Raw genomic sequence first — 18095 nt, forward strand, 5'->3', positions numbered from 1 at the left:
CGGTGGTGGAAGTCTCCGATCGTCGTCAACACCACTGCGGATGAAGGGTGGGTGGGATGCCACTGTCCACGGTCGGTACCGGTCGGGAAGACGTCACCACGTCGCCCTGGCCGGTACCGCAGGAACGGCGGACACTGACGGTGCTCTTCGCCGACATCGTCGGGTCGACCGCGCTGACCGAACGGCTGGACCCGGAGGACGTCCGGGCGGTGCAGTTCGCCTACTTCGACATCGTCGCCGGTGTGCTGCGCCGCTGGCAGGGCACGGTGGAGAAGTACGTCGGTGATGCGGTGATGGCCTTGTTCGGCGCCCGTACCTCCGACGGGCTCGACGGCTACCGGGCCGTCCGGGCCGCCCTGGAGATCCAGACCGCGCTGGACCGGCGGGTGCTCCCCGGCGGGGTGCGGCTGCGGGTCCGGGTCGGCGTCGCCACCGGCGAGGCGGTGGTCGACCTGGCCGGCGTCCGCGACGGCGGCCACGGCATGGCCTCCGGCGCGGTCCTCACCACCGCCGCCCGCATCCAGGAGTACGCCCCGGCGGGTGGCGTGGTCGTCTGCGCCGCCACCCACCGGGCCACCGCCGGCCTGGTCGACCAGCACGCCCTCGCCCCGGCCACCCTCACCGGCAAGGCGCTGCCGGTCGACGTCTGGCGGGTCACCCGCACCGGACACCCGCGCCCCACCCGGCACCACGGCCCGCTGATCGGCCGGCGGCGCGAGGTCGCCACCGTCCGTGACCAGCTCACCCGCGCCGCCCGCGAGCACCGTCCACGGTGGGTGGCCCTGGTCGGGCCGGACGGCATCGGTCGCAGCCGGCTGCTGGCCGAGCTGCGTCACCGGCTGCCGGAGGTCGACGGCACCCCGGTGTGCTGGACGGTGGCGCACTGCCCGCCGTACCCGGAGCAGGTGCTCGGGCCGGTCGCGGAGCTGCTGCGGGACCTCGCGGGGCTGGCCGCCACCGACCCGGCGGAGACCGTCCACGCCCGGCTGGCCGCCCTGGTCGAGGGCCTGCTCCCGGCGCACCGGGCGGCGGTGACGGTGGCGGCGCTCGGCGCGCTGCTGGCCGCCCCGGACCGGTCGGCGGAGACCGGGGCCGCAGCGGTACGCCAGGTGCTGCTCGCCCTGGCCGCCCGCCGACCGGTGGTGGTCGGCGTGGACGACCTGGACCGGGCCGCCCCGCAGGTGAACCACTTCCTGCACACGCTGTTCGCCACCGCGACCGCCCGGGGGCTGCCGCTGGCGGTGCTGGCCACCCACCGGCCGGAGCACGTGGACCCGCTTCCGCTGCCGGGGCACCGCCGCCAGCCGGTGGAACTGCCACCGTTGGACACCGTCCACACCGGCCGGCTGCTGCGCCGGCTGGTCGCGCGGGCCGGTCGGCCGGCCACGGACGTCGTCCGGCTGGTGCCACTGGTCGCCGGCCGCCCCGGCTACGCCGCCGCCTACGTCGACGCCGCGCGACCGGGCACGCCGCAGCCGCCGGCCGGCCGGTCGGCCGAACCGGCGCTGCCCGAGTCGCTGCGCCGCCGCGCCGCCGCCCGGCTGGACCGGTGCGACGGCCCGCACCGGGCGGTGCTGATGGCCGCCGCGACCCTCGACGGCGAGTTCACCGCGTCGGCGGTGGCCGGGCTGCTCGGCTGGACGCCCGGTCGGGTGGCGGACAGTCTGCGCCGGCTCACCGACGCCGGGCTGGTCCGGCCCGGCGCGCGGGGCGGCCACGTCATCGCCGACCCGGCCCTGCGCCGCTGCGCGTCCGACCGACTGCCCCGGACGGTCCGCGCCGACTTCGCCCGGCGGGCCGGCACCGCCCTTCCGGCCGCCCACGCCGACCTCGCCCGGCGGGCCGGCACCGCTCTCCCGCCCGGCCGCGGCGACCTCGCCCGCCGGGCCGGCACCGCCCTCCCCGCCGCGTCCGCCGGCCGCGGCGACCTCGCCCACCGGGCCGCGCCCGGCCGGCCGGCCGCACCCGCCCACCGGGTCGGGGTCGGGGTCGGGCGGAAGGTCCCGGGCATCCGGTCGATCGGCGGGTCGACCACGGGCATCCGGTCGCCGTGGCGGCGGACGGTCGTCACGGCGCCGGCCGGTGACGCCTTCCGGCTGCGAACGGTCCCCCCGGACGCCATCCCGTCCCACGACCCCCGCCGGGTGCGGGTCGACGTCGACGGACCACGCCGGTTCGACCCGCTGCGGCGGTCCGGAGGGTCCGGGGACCGCGATCCACGGCCCGGCGCCGGGGTGGCGCACGCGGGCGCGGTAATCGTGCCGCTACCGGTCCGGGTGGCCGCCGCGCCGGCCGGTCCCCGACCGGGCACCGGTGGCCGGCGACGACGGGGCGAAGGGGTGCCGCGCCCGGCCGTACCGTTACCGGCGCGGGCCGCCTGACCGTGACCGGCGCTCAGCGGATCGCCCCGGTGGCCGGTGGGGGCGGGTCGTCACGCATGGCGCGTACCGCCGCACCGGCGAAGAGACACGCGGCGTGGTGACCGGGGGCCACCTCGACCGCGGGCGGATCCGTCTCGGCGCAGTCGGGACGGGCCTGCGGGCAGCGGGTCCGGAACCGGCAGCCGCTCGGCGGGTCGGTCGGGCTGGGCAGCTCACCGCGCAGGATGATCCGTCGCCGGTCGCGCTCCACCCGGGGGTCGGCCACCGGGATCGCCGACAGCAGGGCCGCCGTGTACGGGTGCGCCGGCTCCCGCCAGAGCTGCGCCGGAGTGCCCGTCTCCACGATGCGTCCCAGGTGCATCACGGCGATCCGGTCGCTCAGGTGCTCCACGGCGGCCAGGTCGTGCGCGATGAACAGGTAGGTCAGCCCGAGGTCACGTTGCAGCCGGCGCAGCAGGTTCATGATCTGCGCCTGCACGCTCAGGTCGAGCGACGCGATCGGTTCGTCGAGGACGATCAGGTCGGGCTCACCGGCCAGCGCCCGGGCGATCCCGACCCGCTGGCGCTGGCCGCCGGAGAGTTCGTGCGGGTGCCGGCCGGCCGTCTCGGGTCGTAGCCCCACCAGGTCGAGCAGCTCGGCGACCCGACGTCGACGGGCCTCGGCGCTGCCCGCGAGCCGGTGGACGACCAGCGGCTCGGCGATGCTGGCGCCGACGGTGCGGCGCGGGTCCAGCGACGCCTGCGGGTCCTGGAACACCATCGCCACCCGGCGACGCAGCCCGCGTAGCCGACGACGCGACCAGCCGGTGACGTCCTGTCCGCCGACCCGGATCCGCCCGGCGGTCGGGTCGACCAGTCGCAGCAGCGCCAGACCGGCGGTCGACTTGCCGCTGCCGGACTCACCCACCAGCCCCAGCGTCTCGCCGGCCCGCACCGCCAGCGACACCCCGTCCACCGCACGGACGGGTGGGCCGCCCGGGCTGGGAAACCAGACGGTCAGGTCGTCGAGTTCGGCGACGGGTGCCGTACTCATCAGCCCTCCGGGATGGGTCGGTCGTGGCCCGTGCCGGCGGTCGACACACCGGTGGGGTGGCCGTCGCCGACGGACGCACGGTCCCGGGCGGCCGGGTCGTCGCCGGTGGCGGGGCAGAAGGTGCGGACCCGGTGCGCGGGGGCGATCGGGATCAGCGGCGGCAGTTCGTGGGCGCAGCGGGGGTCGCCGCGCACCGGGCAGCGGGGCCAGAAGGCGCACCCCGGCGGCAGGGCGAGCGGGCTGGGCGGCGCACCGGGGATCGCGGCCAGCTCCTCCCCCGCCATGCCGGGCCGGGGCCGGGCGGCCAGCAGACCCCGGGTGTACGGGTGGCCCGGCGCGGCGAAGACCGCGTCGACCGGCCCCTGCTCCACGATCCGCCCGCCGTACATCACCGCGACGGTGTCGGCGATCCCGGCCACCACGCCGAGGTCGTGGGTGATCCAGACGACCGCGGTGCCGAGCCGGCGGCGCAGGTCGGCGACGAGCTCGACGATCTGCGCCTGGGTGGTGACGTCCAACGCGGTGGTCGGCTCGTCGGCGATCAGCAGCTCCGGCTCGCAGGCCAGCGCCATCGCGATGACCACCCGTTGCCGCATCCCGCCGGAGAACTGGTGCGGATGGGCGTCCACCCGGCGTTCGGGCGACGGGATGCCGACCAGGTCGAGCAGCTCGACGGCGCGGGACCGGGCCTGCCGGCGGGTCATCCCGAGATGCTCCTCGCACGCCTCGGTGACCTGCCGGCCGACGGTCAGCACCGGGTTGAGGGTGGTCATCGGGTCCTGGAAGACGAAGCCGACGTGCCGGCCGCGCCAGCGGCGGCGGTCCGCGCCGGACATGGCGGTCAGCTCCCGGCCCAGCAGCCGGACCCGGCCGGTGACCGTGGCGGAACGCGGGGCCAGGCCGGTGGCGGCGAGCACGGTCATGCTCTTGCCGCTGCCGGACTCGCCGACCAGGGCGAGGGTCTGCCCGGGGGACACCGACCAGTCGACGCCCGCGACCGCCCGGGCCGGGCCGTCGCGGGTGCCGAGGGTCACCGTCAGGTCGCTGATCTCCAGCACCGGCGCGTCCCCGGCGGCCCGGGGCGACGGCACGACGGGTCCGCTCACCGGATGCTCCTGCGGGCTTCGCCGAGGGTGAGCCGACGGGGGTCGAGCACGTCCCGCAGCGCGTCGCCGACCAGGTTGAAGGCGAGCACGGTCAGGAAGATCGCCGCGCCGGGGAAGACCCCCAGCCACCAGGCGTCGGTGACGAACCCGCGCCCGTCGTAGAGCATCCGGCCCCAGGCCGGCGCGGGTGGCTGGACGCCCAGCCCGAGGAAGGACAGCGCCGCCTCGGACAGGATCGCGAAGGCCAGCGACAGCGAGGTCTGCACGATCAGCGGCGCGGCGACGTTGGGCAGCACGTGCCGGCGCAGGATGCGCAGGTCCGAGGTGCCGATGGAGACGGCGGCCCGGACGAAGACCTGTTCCCGGACGGCGAGCACGCCGGCCCGGGTCACCCGGGCGAAGATCGGGGTGTAGACCACCCCGATGGCGACCATCGCGGTGACCAGCCCCGGGCCGAGCACCGCGACGATCGCCACGGCGAGCAGCAGCACGGGGAAGGCGAACAACACGTCCATGCCGCGCATGAGGACGGTGTCCGCCCAGCCGCCGTACCAGCCGGCCAGCAGGCCGACGGTCACCCCCACGGCCAGGGCGATACCGACGCTGACCAGACCCACCTGCAACGACACCCGGGCCGCCACCAGCACCCGGCTGAGCACGTCGCGGCCCAGCTCGTCGGTGCCGAACGGGTGCGCGCCGCTGGGTGGGCGGAGCATCCGGTCGACGTCCACGTCGTTGATCCCGGCCGGCGCGAGCCACTGCCCGGCCAGCCCGACCACCAGCAGGACCAGCAGCACCACCGTGCCGGCGACGGCCGGCGGGTCGTGCCGCAGCGCGGTCAGCGTACGCCGCAGGGCACCCGCCGGGGCCACCGTCGGCCACGGGTTCCCGTCGACCGGGCCGCCCGGCGGCGGGGTGACGGACGACGGGTCGCGAGCGCCGTGCCACGCGCCGGTGGGCGGCGTCCGGTCCCGGGCGCTCATCGCAGCCTGATCCTCGGGTCGAGGCGGGCGTACAGGACGTCCACCAGCAGGTTCGTCAGCAGGAAGAGGGTGGCCACGAAGAGCACCGCGCCCTGCAGCACCGGATAGTCCCGGGCCTGCACGGCGTCGTAGGTGAGCCGGCCGATGCCCGGCCAGGCGAACAGCACCTCGATCACGATCACCCCGCCGACCAGGCTGGCCAACTGCACCCCCACCACGGTGACCACCGGGATCAGCGCGTTGCGCAGCACGTGCCGGACGACCACCACCCGCCGGCGCAGCCCCTTGGCCTCGGCGGTACGGACGTAGTCCTCGGCGAGCACCTCGAGCACCGAGGAGCGGATGAAGCGGGTGAGGATGGAGGCGGTGACCAGGCCGACGGCGGCGGCGGGCAGCGCCACGTGGGACGCCCAGCCCGCCGGGTCGTCGGTGAGCGCCACGTAGCCCGACGGCGGCAGCCAGCCGAGCACCCCGGCGAAGAGCAGGATGCCCATGATGCCCGTCCAGAAGTCGGGGACGGAGACCCCGAACTGGCTGAACACCCGGGCGGCGTGGTCGACGAACGAGCCGCTGCGCACCGCGGAGAGCACGCCGAGGGGGAAGGCGACCAGCAGGGCGAGCAGCACGGCGGTCACCGCCAGCGACCCGGTGGCGGGGAGCCGCTCCAGCACGATCGTGGTGACCGGCTGGCCGCTGCGGAAGCTGACCCCGAGGTCACCGGTGAGCGCATGGCCGACGTAGCTGAGGTACTGCACCACCAGCGGCCGGTCCAGCCCCGAGCGTTCCCGCAGCGCGTCGTAGGTCTGCTGGTCGAAGCGGGTGCCGAGGGAGACCCGGACCGGGTCGCCGGGGACCAGTTGCAGCAGCAGGAAGACCACCAGGGTCACCCCGAGCAGGACGACGACCGACTGGAGCAGTCGCCGCAGGACGAAGCGTCCCACCCCGCCCCCCTCAGCGGCCCAGGGCGACGTCACGGAACCGGATCGCCCGGTCGGTGCGGACCCGGTAGCCGGTGACCTTCGTCGACCAGCCCTGCACCACGTCCGGGTTGTAGAGGTAGATGTAGCTGGCGTCGTCGACGATCTGCTTGGCCGCCCGGGCGTACGTCTGCTGGCGTACCCCCTTGTCGGTCTGGGTGCGGGCCTGGTCGAGCAGGGTGTCCACGGTGGGGTTGCTGTACCCGTGGAAGTTGAACGTGCCGCCGGTGCGGTGCTGGGCGTAGTAGAAGTCGTCCGGATCGATGTTGCCGAGCCAGCCGAGCAGGAAGGCGTCGAAGTTCCCCTTGCCCTGCTCGTCGAGCCACTGGGCGAAGTCCAGGGTACGGATCTTCACGGTGATCCCGACCTCGGCGAGCTGGGCCGCGATCACCTGCGCGGCGGTGACCGTCTGCGGGTACTCGCTGGTCACCATCAGGTCCATGGTGCGGCCCGTGACGCCGGCCCCACCGAGCAGCCGCCGGGCCTGCTCCGGATCGTGCCGGTACGGTGCGTAGTCGTAGTACCAGGAGCTGCCCCGGGGGATCGCGGTCTGGTTGGCGGTGGCCTGCCCGAACGTGGCGGCCTTGGTGATCGCCTCCCGGTCCAGGGCGAACGCGACGGCCCGGCGGACGTTCGCGTCGTCGTACGGCTTGCGCCGCTCGTTGAGGGCGAGGTACCAGTAGTCGGTCGAGGGGGTGGTCTCGACGGTCACCCCGCCGGCCTCCTTCAGCGCCGGCACCTGCTGCGGCGGCAGGTTGTCGGTCCACTGCACCTCACCGCCGCGCAGGTTCTGCAGGGCGACCGTCGGGTCCTTGACGAAGGTGAAGGTGACCCCGTCGAGCTTCGGTTTCTGCCCCCAGTAGGCGTCGTTGCGGGCCAGCCTGATCGTGTCGCCGGCGGTGTAACCGGCCACCGTGAACGGTCCGCTGCCCACCGGCCTGGTCTTGATCGCGCCGGACTCCACGTTGGACTTCTCGACGATCGCCACGCCCTTGTACCCGCCGAGGTTGGCCAGCAGGTTCGGCGTCGGCGCGGTCAGCGTGACCACCACCGTCGCCGGGTCGGGCGCGGTCACCGACCTGACGGCGGCGAACCGGAACGACGCGTTCAGCTTCTCCCTCATGATCCGCTGGTACGAGTAGACGACGTCCTCCGAGGTCAGCGGTGACCCGTCGGAGAAGGTCACGCCCTCGCGGAGGGTGAACGTCCAGGTGAGCTGGTCGCTGCTGGTGGTCCACCTGGTGGCCAGCGCCGGCCCCATGGTCAGGTCGGCGTCCGGCTCGACGAGCGTGTCGTAGACGTTCTCCAGCACCTCGAAGCTGTGGTAGGCCGAGGTCCTGTGCGGGTCGAGCTGGTCCGGCTCGCCGCCGATGGCGGCGGTGAGCGTGCCCCCGGCCGCCGGGCCGGCGGACGGGCCGCCCCCGTCGACGTCGACGCTCTCCCCCGCGCTGCACCCGGCGAGGCCGGTCAGGGCGACGACGAGCGCCGCCGCGGTGATCCTCGATCTGGTCATGGACACGGTCACCCTCCGTCGCCTGGCAGATCAGAACGCGAGTCTTCTCCGCCAATGAGGACGATGTCAATGAATCAGCGCAATTCCCCGATCACCGGCCGTCCGTCCGATCGGGACCGCGCAGCGTGGACCGTGGACCGTGGACACCACGGTGCACCGGTTACCGTTTCCTGTCCACCGCCGGTCAAACCTCATTCCACCGAAGGGATCCGGACCGCCGCCGGACAGGCCTGGCCACCACGGACCCGCCCCGGCCGGGTGGCGGTACGGCTCAGCTCTCGACCGGGCGGTGGAGGGTACGGCTCAGCTCTCGACCGGCCGGTCGAGGGTGCGGCTGCGGCCACGGAACTCGGCCACCACCTCGTCTCCCCGGGAAACGGTGACGTCGTAGATGCCGCTGCGGCCGTACCGGACACGTTCGGTGGCGTACGCGGTCAACAGGTCGCCCTGGCGGACCGGACGCAGGAAACTGATCTCACCGCCGGCCGCGACCGTCGCCGGGCCGTGGGTGTTGCAGGCCAGCGCGAAAGCGGTGTCGGCGAGCAGGAACAGGAAACCGCCGTGGCCGATCCGGTGCCCGTTGACCATCCCGGCGGTCACCCGCATCCGGGCCACCGCCGCCCCGTCGCCGACGGAGACCAGCTCGATGCCGAGGCCCCGGGACGCCACGTCGGCGTCGAACATGTCGTGGGCGGCCGTCCGGCCCGCCCCGGGTTCCTCCGCCACCCGCCCGCCGGGCTCCTCGGTCCCGGTCCCGCCGGGATTCTCCGTCACGGCCCCGGCGGGGGCCTCCGTCACGGTTCCGGCGGGGGCCTCCGTCACGGTTCCGCCGGGAGCCTCCGTCACCTCCCCGGGCGGGTCCGGGAGCCGGCCGTCCCGCCACCCGTCGGTCCGCTCGACGGCATCCGGATCGCTGGGGCGTGGGCTACGGTCCGGCACGGTTCCTCCTGGGTCACCCGGCGCGACGCCCGGGGCCGACGCCGGTCGCCGCTGCCGACCGTACGCCGCCGGGCGGCGACCACCCGTCGCGGGTGCCGGGCGCGATCCGGCCACCCGCCCCACCATCATCTCCTCCGGCCATCCGCCCCACCACAACCTGCTCCGGCAACCCGCCCCACCGCCACCTCCTCCGGCCGCCGGGACCGGCGGGCGGGGTTATGCTCACGGACGTGCCGGCGGTGCGGCCTGCCGTCCCGGCCCCGGCCGGGACGACCGCGCCGGACGCGCCGACGGCCGCCGGTGGTGCACGTACCGGTGGGGAGGGCTCCCGATGTCGCGATGGTCGCGGCGCGTCGACCCCGACGTCGACCTGCGCGTTCCGGCCGACCGGGGTGAGCTGACCGCGCACCCGGCCGCCGTGCTCGGCGCGATCGCCGCCGGTGGGATGCTGGGCGCGCTCGCCCGCGCCGGGGTGCAGACCGCCCTGCCCCACGCGCCGACCGGGTTCCCCTGGTCCACCTTCGCCGTGAACGTCACCGGCTGCCTGCTGATCGGGGCGCTGATGGGGGTGCTCGGCCGGCGTCGGGCCGGTCCGCTGGTCCGGCCGTTCCTCGCCGTCGGGGTGCTCGGCGGCTTCACCACCTTCTCCGCGTACGTGGTGGACGTGCACCGGGCGCTGGCCGCCGGGGCCGCCGGGACGGCCCTGGGCTACCTGGCCGCCACCCTGGTCGGCGGACTGCTGGCGGTCGCCGTCGGTGACGCCCTGGTCGCCCGGTGGTGGGGCACGGACGCCGGCCGGGGCCGCCGCGCGCCCGGATCCGGCCGGAGCGACCGGCGGCCCGGATCCGGGCGGAGCGACCGGCGGCCCGGATCCGGCCGGAGCGGTCGACGCGCCGGGTGGGGACGGGACGACCGGCCGCCGGGTCCGGGCCGGCCGCAGCGGGAGGTCCGCCGGTGACCGTGCTGCTCATCGCGCTGGGCGCGGCCCTCGGTGCGCCCCTGCGCTACCTCACCGACCGGGCCGTGCAGGCCCGGCACGACTCCCGGTTCCCGTGGGGGACGCTGACCGTCAACGTCGCCGGCTCGCTGCTGCTCGGCGCGGTGGTCGGGGCACCCGTCGGGCCGGCGGTGACCGCGCTGGTCGGCACCGGCTTCTGCGGCGCGCTGACCACCTGGTCCACCTTCGGCTACGAGACCGTACGACTGGCCCGCACCGACGCCCGGCGGCAGGCGGTGGCCAACGCCCTGGCCAGTGTCGTCGCCGGTCTGGGCGCGGCCAGCCTCGGCTTCGCCCTGGCCCGGGCGCTCACCGGCTGACCGGCCTCAGCGGACCGTCGTCACGTCCCGCCCGGTGGTGTGACCGTGCCGGTGCCGGCCGTCGTGGCCGTGGCCGCCAATCCCGTGCTGGCCGTCGGGACCGTGCTGACCGGCGTGGTCGCCGTGGTCGTGCCGGCCGGTGTGGTCGTGGCCGGCGTGCCCGTGCTGGCCGGCGTGGTCGTGATGGTGATGGTGGTGGCCGTGGCCGTCGACCGGGTCGTCGGGGTGGTCGTGCGGGGTCTGCGGGCGGCCCACCTTGTCGGCGAAGCCGGGCATCAGCACCCGGTACGCACAGGTGTCGCAGTTCATCCGGATGTCCCCCCGCAGCGCCTCGGCGTGCCGTTCCAGCACCAGGTCGGCCAGGGCGTCGCAGTCACCGATCAGGTCGGCGACCCGGACGTCCAGGTCGGGACGGTCCGCGGCGAACGCCTGCGACTGGGCCACGATCCGGTCCGGCAGAACCCCGGCGAACAGGAAGTACGGGGCCACCACGATCCGGCGGGCACCCAGCCGGACCAGCCGGTCGAGCACCGCCGGCACGGACGGCTCGGCCAGCGAGATGAACCCCGGTTCGACGCCGGCGTAGCCGCGCCCCTCCCACAGCAGCCGGGCCACCTTCGCCACCTCGGCGTTGGCGTCCGGGTCGGTGGCGCCGCGCCCGATCAGCGCCACCCACGTGCCGGCCCGGTCCGCCCCGTCCAGCGCGGCGTCGATCCGCTGCTCCAGGACGGCGTGCAGCAGCGGGTGCGGGCCGAGCGGCCGGCCGTACCGGTACGTCAGGCCGGCGTGCCGCTCCTGCTCGCGGGCCATCGCGGCCGGGATGTCGCCCTTGCCGTGGCCGGCGGCGGTGAGCACCAGCGGCAACGCGACCAGCGACCGGTGGCCCCGGGAGACCAGCGCGGTGACCGCGTCGGTCAACGGCGGCCGGGACAGCTCGATGAAGCCACCCTCGACGTCGCCCCCGGCCCGGTCCCGGACCCGGTCGACGAGGGCGGCGAACTGGTCGACCCCGGCCGCGCTGCGCGTACCGTGCCCGACGATGACCAGTGCGGTCATTTTTCCTCCTGGTAGAGCAGGGCGTTGAGGGCGGCGGCGGCGACCGCCGAGCCGCCCTTCTCGCCGACGTTGGACACGGCGGGCAGGCCGCTGGCCCGCAACGCCGCCTTGGACTCGGCGGCCCCGACGAAGCCGACCGGCAACCCGACCACCAGCGCCGGGGCGGCGCCCACCGTGATCAGTTCGACCAGAGCGGTCGGGGCGCAGCCGACCACCCAGACCGCCCCCGGGCCGACCCGCTCCAGGGCGATCCGGACGGCCGCCGCCGACCGGGTCAGCCCGGACCGCCGGGCCAGGGCGGCGGCGGCCGGTTCGGCGACCGGGCAGACGATCTCCCGCCCCGCCCGGGTGATCCCGGCGGCGACCATCGCCACGTCGGTGACGATCGGCGCACCGGCCCGCAGCGCGGCCAGCCCACCGGCCAGCGCCGCCTCGTCGCAGACCAGGTCGGCGACGTAGTCGAGATCGGCGCTGGCGTGCACCACCCGCTCGACGACCGCGCGGGTCAACGGCGGCAGCCGCCCCAGGTCGACCCGTTCCCGCAGGATCCGGTACGACTCCTGTTCGATCGGATGGACGACCCGGCTCACCGCCCGCCTCCGGCGGCCGGTCGGTCGATGACGGTCATGGCGCTCCTCGTCGCTCGGTGGTGACCCGGATCGCGTCCACCGGGCAGATCTCCAGACACTCCAGGCAGCCGGTGCAGCGGTCGGCCCGGACGGTCAGCCCGCCGGGCACCGGGCGGATCGCCCGGGTGGGGCAGGTCCGCAGGCAGGCCCCGCAGCCCTGACAGGCGTCGATGACTACCGGCGCTGCGACCGGGCCGCCCGCCACCACCGGAGCCGTCCCGGGTCGGGGCGCGGCGACCGGGCCGGTCGGGGACACGGCGGGGGTCATCCGCGCCACCGGTAGCCCCGGGGGGTGACCATCCGGCCGCCGACCAGCCGGGTCTGCGAGCTGCCGACCACCACCAGGCCGTACATGTCGACCACGCCCGGGTCGAAGGTGGCCAGGGTGGCCAGGTGGACCTGCTCGTCGGGTCGGCTGGCGTTGCGGACCACACCGACCGGGGTGTGCGGCGGACGGTGCTCGGCGAACGTCGCCAGCACCGCGCCGAGCTGCCAGTCCCGGGCCCGGCTGCGCGGGTTGTAGAGCAGCGCGACCAGGTCCGCCTCGGCGGCGGCGGCGACCCGCCGTTCGATCGCCGCCCAGGGCGTGTGCAGGTCGGACAGGCTCAGGTAGACGTGGTCGTGTCCGATCGGCGCGCCGAGCAGCGCGGCGGCGGCCAGCGCGGCGGTCACCCCGGGCACCCCGACCACGTCGATCCGCTCGTCGGCGTACTCCAGGGCGGGGCTGGCCATCGCGTACACCCCGGCGTCGCCCGAGCCGACCAGCGCGACGGCGTGCCCGGCGGCGGCCTCGGCGACCGCGCTGCGGGCCCGTTCCTCCTCCGCGCCGAGCCCGCTGGCCAGCACCCGGGTGCCCGGCCGCAGCAGGTCGCGGACCTGGTCGACGTACTGGTCGAGGCCGACGACCACGGCGGCCCGGCGCAGCTCGGCGACGGCACGCGGGGTGCGCAGGTCGGCCGCGCCGGGGCCCAGGCCGACGATCGCCAACCGGCCGCGTGGGGACTGCCGGGCGACCGCGACGGTGGCCATCGCCGAGGCGGTCTTCGGCACCAGCAGGGTGCCGCCGTCGTGCAGCGCCGCCGCCTCGGCGACGCTGGGCGTGCCGACAGCGGCCCGGACCACCTCACTGGGGTGCGGCACGTCGACCGTGGCCAGCTCCACCGCCGGCCAGGTCCGCAGGGGTACGCCGAGCGCGTCGGCGGTGGCCCGGATGCCCTCCTCGTCGGCCTTCACGTCGACACTGGCCAGACAGCGCAGACTGGCCGGGCTCAACCCGGCGGCGGCGAACGCCCGGCGCAGCAGCGCCGCGACCTCGGCGGCCGGCACCCCCCGGCTCGATCCCACCCCGGCGACCAGGGACGGCGGTCGCAGCACGACGGTCCGGTCGTCCACCGGCACGATCCGGTCGGTGACCAGCACCCGGTAGCCGCCGGACTCCGGGCCGGTCGCGGTGGGGTCCACACCCGCCGGGGTTCCGCGGTGGACGTTCGGCGGCAGGGCGGGCAGCGGCCAGACCGCGTCGGCGACCAGCCGGACCGGTTCCCCGTCGAGGATCGCCCGGGACACCGCGGCCACCGCCCCCTCGACCGGCCAGCCGAGGGTGTCCAGGCCGGGCAGGTCGACCGCGTCGGTGGCGGTGGTGACCACCGGCCGGGCGTCGAGCAGCGCGGCCACCTCGGCGGCGAGCGCGTTCGCGCCCCCGGCGTGGCCACCGAGCAGGGCGACGGCGTGCCGGGCGGCCTCGTCGACCACCACCACCGCCGGATCGGTGCGCTTGTCGTCGAGCAGCGGTGCCAGGATCCGTACCACCGCCCCGGTGGCCAGGAAGACCACCACCGCGTCGTACGCCGCCCAGGCGGCGCGCAGCGCGTCGGCGACCCCGTCGGCCTCGACCAGCCGGGCGTGCGGCCAGGCGTCGGCCAGGGTCCGGGCGTGCCGACGACCGGCGGCGGTGGCCGCGACGAGTCCCACCCGGTGCGGGCCGACGCCGGTCACCGGTGCTCCCCGGGTCGACGTGGTGCGGTGCCGGTCACGGGCGGTCGCCCGTGCCGACGTGGTGCGGTGACGGTCACGGGCGCTCCCCGGTGAGGACGACCACCGGGTTGGTGGCCGCGAGTCGGATGGATCCGTCGGGCAGGTCGGCCAGGCGGGCGGCGGTGAGCTGGCTGCCGGTGACCGTGTAGCCGGCGGCGCGCAGCAGGTGCACGGCCGGGGCGATCCGGTCCAGGGCGGCGAGGGTGACCACCACCCGGGCGGGGCGGCGGTCGGCGACGGCGGTCAGCACGGCGGTCCCCCCGCCTCCGACGAAGACGGCGTCCGGGTCGGGCAACCCGCGCAGGACGGCCGGGGCGTCACCGGTGACCACCCGCACGTCGACACCGTGCCGGGCGGCGTTGACCGCGATCGGCGCCGCCGGATCCCGCTCCACGGCGATCACCGCCGCGCCGAGCAGCGCGCACTCGATGCCGACCGAGCCGCTGCCCGCGCCGACGTCCCAGACCAGCCGACCGAGCCGGGGCCGCAGCCGGGCGACGGCCAGCGCCCGTACCTCGGCCTTCGTGATCATCGAGTCCCGGTGCCGGTACGCCGACTCGGGCAGCGCCCAGCCGTCGGCGGGCGCGGCGGCCGGCTGGTTGTCCGCCCGCACCGGCCCGACACCGGCCGGCGTCGCGGGATCGGCGTCGGGGCCGGCAGGGGCCGCCAGGCTGAGCAGGACGTGCGGATCGGCCCAGCGGCGGGCGGCGGCCTGTTCCGGGGTAGCCCAGGTGACCCGCTCGGCGGCGCTGCCGAGGTGTTCGGCCACCACCAGCCGGCGGGACCAACCGGCCAGCCCGGCCCCGATCTCGGTGGCACCGGCACCCGGCGCGGTGAGCACGGCGACGGCCGGTAGCGCCCGGCAGGCGTGCAGGGCCGGACCCAGGTCCCGGCCGTGGGCGGTGACCACCACCGCGCCGTCCCAGTCGAGCCCGGCGCGGGCGAACGCGGCGGCCACGCTGGACACCGCCGGCAGCACCCGCACCGGCAGCCCGGCGGCGCGCAGCCGGCGTACCACGCCGAAGAAGCCGGGGTCGCCGCTGGCCAGCACCACGGTCGGCAGCCCGGCGGCGTGGGCGGCGGTGAGCCGGTCCAGCGCGGGGGTGAGCGGCCCGAGGACGACGGTCTCGACGTCGGGCGGCACCGGCACGGCGGCCAGGTGCCGGGCCGCCCCGACCACCAGCCCGGCCCCGGCCAGGGCGGCCAGCGCCGCAGGTGGCCACGGCCGACCGGCCGCGTCGACCCCCAGCACCAGCACCGGCACCGCGCCGCCGGCCACCGGCACGGACCGCGCCGCGCCGTCCGCCGCCGGATCCCGGCCGGTCATGCCGGCCACCGGCCGGAGGAGGCCACCAGATGGTCGCCGGTGAAGTCGACCATCGCCACGTCGACGGTGAGCGCCGGCCCGGCGAAGCGGCGCAGCACCTGCCGGACCCGGCCGCAGAGCAGGTCACCGGCGGGACGCAGCAGGCCGGCGGCCTCCCACAGCTCGTACGCGTGCCGCCCGGTGTTCGCCGCGACCACCGCCGCCACCAGGTCGGCGTCGCCACCGGCCTCGGCGGTCACCGCACCGAGCAGCGACAGGTCCACCTTCGACCGGGTGTAGTGGGTCATCAGGATGCCGGCGGCGAGCTTCGCCAGCTTGCCGGCCATCCCGACGAAGACCACCCCGGTCATCGCGTCGCCGACGGCGGCGGTGACGGCCGCGCCGGTGAAGTCGCCGACCTCGACGAAACACACCTCGGGCAGCTCCGGCAGCAACGCGCGGGCGGCCCGTTCGGTGCGCCCACCGGTGCACAGCACCACGGTCCGCTGGCCCTGGGCGGCCATCACGTGCACCGCCTGCACCACGCTGGCCCGCCAGGAGGCGGTGGAGAACGGCCGGACGATCCCGGTGGTGCCGAGGATCGAGATGCCGCCGACGATGCCGAGCCGCCGGTTGGTGGTCTTGCGGGCCATCACCTCGCCGTCCGGGACGCTGATCACCACCCGGACCCCCACCTCGGTCAGGTCGACCACCTCGGCGACGGCCTGGCCGATCATCCGCCGGGGCGTGTCGTTGATGGCCGGCCCACCGACGGCGAGGCCGAGCCCGGGGCGGGTGACGGTGCCGACGCCCGGGCCACCGGCCAGGTCCAGGCCGGGGCGGGGCCGCCAGCCGACGGTGGCGGTGAGGTGGGCGCCGTGGGTGACGTCCGGGTCGTCCCCGGCGTCCTTGACCACCACCGCCTCTGCCGTCGGCCCGGGCCGGGCGGTCAGGTCGCAGCGGGCCACCGGGAAGGTCACCCGCCGGCCGGCGGGCAGCCCGATCTCCACCTCCCGCTGGGGCACCCCGGTGAGCAGCGCGGTCACCGCGGCCTTCGCCGCCGCCGTCGCGCACGCGCCGGTGGTCCAGCCGGTACGCAGCGCGACCGGCCGGACCTTCGCGGTACGCGGCAGGTCCGGCTCCCGCAGCGGCGGCTCGGGGTACGTCACGGTGCCGCGTCCTCCGCGGCGGCACGGGACCGGCGCAGCTCGGCGCGGGCGGTCGGCTCGGCCCGGCGGAAGGTGTGGAAGTGCCCGGGGTGGTAGAGGTGGGAGCGGGTGCCGCTGGCGGCGAGCGCCGGTCCGACCAGGAACAGGGTGTGCTTCCACAGCCGGTGTTCCTTGACGGTGGCCGCCAGGTCGCCGAGCGCGCACCGCACCACCAGCTCGTCCGGCCAGGTCGCCTGGTAGGCCACCACGACCGGGGTGTCGGCCGGGTAGCCCCCGGCCAGCAGTTCCGTCTGGGCCTGCCCGGCACGGGCGGCGGAGAGGAACAGCGCCATGGTGGTGCCGTGCCGGGCGAAGTCGCGGACCCGCTCCCCCGCCGGCATCGGCGTCTTGCCCCCCTCCAGCCGGGTGAGGATCACCGACTGGGCCACCTCGGGGATGGTCAGCTCCCGGCCGACGATCGCGGCGACGGCGGTGAACGAGGAGACTCCGGGGACGATCTCCACGGCCAGGTCGAGGGCGAGGCACAGGTCGAGCTGTTCCTGCACGGCACCCCAGAGCGCCGGGTCGCCGGAGTGGATCCGGGCCACGGTGAGCCGGTCGGCGGCGGCCCGCCGGTACAGCGGCAGCACCCCCTCGATCGGCAGCTGCGACGAGTCGACGATCTCGGCGTCGGGGCGGGCGTGGGCCAGCACGTCGGCGTGCACCAGGCTGGCCGCCCAGACCACCACGTCGGCGGCGGCGATCACCCGGGCGGCGCGCAGGGTGAGCAGGTCGGCGGCGCCGGGCCCGGCCCCCACGAACCACACTTTTCCGGTGGGCGTCACAGTTTTCCTCCCCGCCCGTCCCGGCGGGCCGGGACCAGCAGCGTCGACAGGTACGGCAGGTCGCCGTCGGCCGGCCCGACCGGTCCGACCCACTCGTCGGGCAGGCCGAGGCCCCGACCGAGCACCGCGTCGTCGAGCCGGTCGTGCCGGCGCAGCTCGTCGACGAGTTCCCGGTGCCGACGCCAGCCCTTGTAGACCACGACGGTGCCCGGACCGGCGAGGGCGTCGGTGACCAGCTCCGGGCCGGCGGTGGCGGGCAGCAGGGTCAGCGGCTCCCGCCCCTGGCAGAGCGGGACGCCGCTGCGGGCGGCCAGCTCCTGCATGGCGGTGACGCCCGGCACGGTCCGCACCCGTACCGCCGGCTGCAGGGCGCGGACGCCGTCGGCCAGGTACGTGAAGGTGGAGTAGACGTTGGGGTCGCCGATGGTGGCGAAGGCGACCGACCGGGCGCCCGCGTCGATCGCGTCGACGACGGCGCGGGCGGCCGCGTCCCAGGCGGCCTCCCGGCGCGCGGTCACCCCGCCCCGGTCGTCGAGGGCGAACGGCAGCCGGCGCAGCCGGTCCGCCGGCACGTGCGCGCGGACCGTCGTCTCGGCCCGGCCGGGGGGCGTGGCCGGGTCCGCCGCCAGCCGGTCCAGCACCGGTACGACCACCAGGTCGGCCTCGGCCAGCACCCGCACCGCCCGGAGGGTGAGCAGTTCCGGGTCACCCGGCCCGACCCCCACCCCGGTCAGCGTGGCGGGCGGCGGCGCGCTCCCCACAGCGGCGGCTTCAGCGGGCGTGCTCCCCGCACCGGCCACGTCAGCGGGCGGACGACCCGCACCGGCG

General features: G+C 76.4%; 15 protein-coding genes and 2 pseudogenes. 3 read left to right on the forward strand and 14 right to left on the reverse strand.

Annotated elements, in window-relative coordinates; translation table 11 throughout:
- Positions 1 to 56: 56 nt before the first annotated feature.
- Positions 57 to 2381 (forward strand): adenylate/guanylate cyclase domain-containing protein, encoded by a 2325-nt coding sequence (locus GA0070623_RS05145; RefSeq protein WP_089003915.1) that lies wholly within the window; start codon positions 57 to 59, stop codon positions 2379 to 2381.
- A gap of 13 nt (positions 2382 to 2394) precedes the next feature.
- Here GA0070623_RS05145 and GA0070623_RS05150 read toward each other — a convergent pair whose 3' ends face one another.
- The 6 genes from GA0070623_RS05150 to paaI form a co-directional block, all read right to left on the reverse strand.
- On the reverse strand, positions 2395 to 3414 hold the full coding sequence (locus GA0070623_RS05150; RefSeq protein ID WP_067312644.1) for an ABC transporter ATP-binding protein: 1020 nt from the start codon (positions 3412 to 3414) through the stop codon (positions 2395 to 2397).
- Positions 3414 to 4520 carry an ABC transporter ATP-binding protein gene (locus tag GA0070623_RS05155; RefSeq protein ID WP_231932666.1) on the reverse strand — a complete coding sequence of 369 codons (1107 nt, stop codon included), beginning with the start codon at positions 4518 to 4520 and terminating at the stop codon, positions 3414 to 3416. Before GA0070623_RS05155 ends, GA0070623_RS05150 begins: the two co-directional genes overlap by 1 nt.
- On the reverse strand, positions 4517 to 5503 hold the full coding sequence (locus GA0070623_RS05160; RefSeq protein WP_231932667.1) for an ABC transporter permease: 987 nt from the start codon (positions 5501 to 5503) through the stop codon (positions 4517 to 4519). The genes GA0070623_RS05155 and GA0070623_RS05160 overlap by 4 nt, the downstream gene beginning before the upstream one ends.
- Positions 5500 to 6444, reverse strand: a complete 945-nt coding sequence (locus GA0070623_RS05165; protein ID WP_067312652.1) for an ABC transporter permease — start codon at positions 6442 to 6444, stop codon at positions 5500 to 5502. The genes GA0070623_RS05160 and GA0070623_RS05165 overlap by 4 nt, the downstream gene beginning before the upstream one ends.
- Before the next feature lie 10 nt (positions 6445 to 6454).
- A complete protein-coding gene (locus tag GA0070623_RS05170) occupies positions 6455 to 7993 on the reverse strand; it encodes an ABC transporter substrate-binding protein (RefSeq protein ID WP_067312642.1) in 1539 nt (512 codons plus the stop codon).
- Positions 7994 to 8296: 303 nt separating this feature from the next.
- Positions 8297 to 8767 (reverse strand): hydroxyphenylacetyl-CoA thioesterase PaaI, encoded by a 471-nt coding sequence (paaI, locus tag GA0070623_RS05175; protein WP_407937966.1) that lies wholly within the window; start codon positions 8765 to 8767, stop codon positions 8297 to 8299.
- A gap of 496 nt (positions 8768 to 9263) precedes the next feature.
- On the opposite strand from paaI, the pseudogene GA0070623_RS05180 reads away from it, so the two are divergent.
- Both GA0070623_RS05180 and crcB read left to right on the forward strand, forming a co-directional pair.
- Positions 9264 to 9782, forward strand: a pseudogene (locus GA0070623_RS05180) (FluC/FEX family fluoride channel); the annotation flags it as partial.
- A 104-nt stretch (positions 9783 to 9886) separates the two neighbouring features.
- Positions 9887 to 10249 (forward strand): fluoride efflux transporter CrcB, encoded by a 363-nt coding sequence (crcB, locus tag GA0070623_RS05185; protein WP_067312640.1) that lies wholly within the window; start codon positions 9887 to 9889, stop codon positions 10247 to 10249.
- 180 nt (positions 10250 to 10429) lie between these two features.
- On the opposite strand, the pseudogene GA0070623_RS05190 reads toward crcB, so the two are convergent.
- From GA0070623_RS05190 to cobI, 8 genes and pseudogenes are all read right to left on the reverse strand, one after another.
- Positions 10430 to 11305, reverse strand: a pseudogene (locus tag GA0070623_RS05190) (sirohydrochlorin chelatase); the annotation flags it as partial.
- Complete coding sequence (locus tag GA0070623_RS05195) at positions 11302 to 11895, reverse strand: precorrin-8X methylmutase (RefSeq protein ID WP_067312638.1); 594 nt, start codon at positions 11893 to 11895, stop codon at positions 11302 to 11304. The gene GA0070623_RS05195 and the pseudogene GA0070623_RS05190, both read right to left, overlap by 4 nt.
- 34 nt (positions 11896 to 11929) lie before the next feature.
- Positions 11930 to 12139 carry a DUF362 domain-containing protein gene (locus GA0070623_RS05200; protein WP_067312648.1) on the reverse strand — a complete coding sequence of 70 codons (210 nt, stop codon included), beginning with the start codon at positions 12137 to 12139 and terminating at the stop codon, positions 11930 to 11932.
- Between the two features lie 59 nt (positions 12140 to 12198).
- Complete coding sequence (gene cobJ / locus GA0070623_RS05205) at positions 12199 to 13929, reverse strand: precorrin-3B C(17)-methyltransferase (protein ID WP_067312636.1); 1731 nt, start codon at positions 13927 to 13929, stop codon at positions 12199 to 12201.
- Positions 13930 to 14002: 73 nt separating this feature from the next.
- Positions 14003 to 15295 carry a precorrin-6y C5,15-methyltransferase (decarboxylating) subunit CbiE gene (cbiE, locus tag GA0070623_RS05210; protein WP_067312646.1) on the reverse strand — a complete coding sequence of 431 codons (1293 nt, stop codon included), beginning with the start codon at positions 15293 to 15295 and terminating at the stop codon, positions 14003 to 14005.
- Positions 15292 to 16443, reverse strand: a complete 1152-nt coding sequence (locus GA0070623_RS05215) for a cobalt-precorrin-5B (C(1))-methyltransferase (RefSeq protein WP_067312633.1) — start codon at positions 16441 to 16443, stop codon at positions 15292 to 15294. The genes cbiE and GA0070623_RS05215 overlap by 4 nt, the downstream gene beginning before the upstream one ends.
- The gene (gene cobM, locus GA0070623_RS05220) at positions 16440 to 17267 is read right to left on the reverse strand and encodes a precorrin-4 C(11)-methyltransferase (RefSeq protein ID WP_067312631.1); all 828 of its coding nucleotides are present in this window, start codon (positions 17265 to 17267) and stop codon (positions 16440 to 16442) included. The genes GA0070623_RS05215 and cobM overlap by 4 nt, the downstream gene beginning before the upstream one ends.
- Positions 17264 to 18028: a precorrin-2 C(20)-methyltransferase gene (gene cobI, locus GA0070623_RS05225; RefSeq protein WP_067312629.1), complete on the reverse strand. Its 765-nt coding sequence runs from the start codon at positions 18026 to 18028 to the stop codon at positions 17264 to 17266. The genes cobM and cobI overlap by 4 nt, the downstream gene beginning before the upstream one ends.
- Positions 18029 to 18095 lie beyond the last annotated feature (67 nt).

This window comes from Micromonospora rifamycinica (assembly GCF_900090265.1).
Classification (GTDB): domain Bacteria; phylum Actinomycetota; class Actinomycetes; order Mycobacteriales; family Micromonosporaceae; genus Micromonospora; species Micromonospora rifamycinica.

Excerpts from the sequence above, each read along its gene's own strand:
- GA0070623_RS05150 (WP_067312644.1), bottom strand. The coding sequence starts at position 3,414 with ATGAGTACGGCACCCGTCGCCGAACTCGACGACCTGACCGTCTGGTTT.
- GA0070623_RS05170 (WP_067312642.1), bottom strand. The coding sequence starts at position 7,993 with ATGACCAGATCGAGGATCACCGCGGCGGCGCTCGTCGTCGCCCTGACC.
- GA0070623_RS05160 (WP_231932667.1), bottom strand. The coding sequence starts at position 5,503 with ATGAGCGCCCGGGACCGGACGCCGCCCACCGGCGCGTGGCACGGCGCT.
- GA0070623_RS05145 (WP_089003915.1), top strand. The coding sequence starts at position 57 with ATGCCACTGTCCACGGTCGGTACCGGTCGGGAAGACGTCACCACGTCG.
- cbiE (WP_067312646.1), bottom strand. The coding sequence starts at position 15,295 with ATGACCGGCCGGGATCCGGCGGCGGACGGCGCGGCGCGGTCCGTGCCG.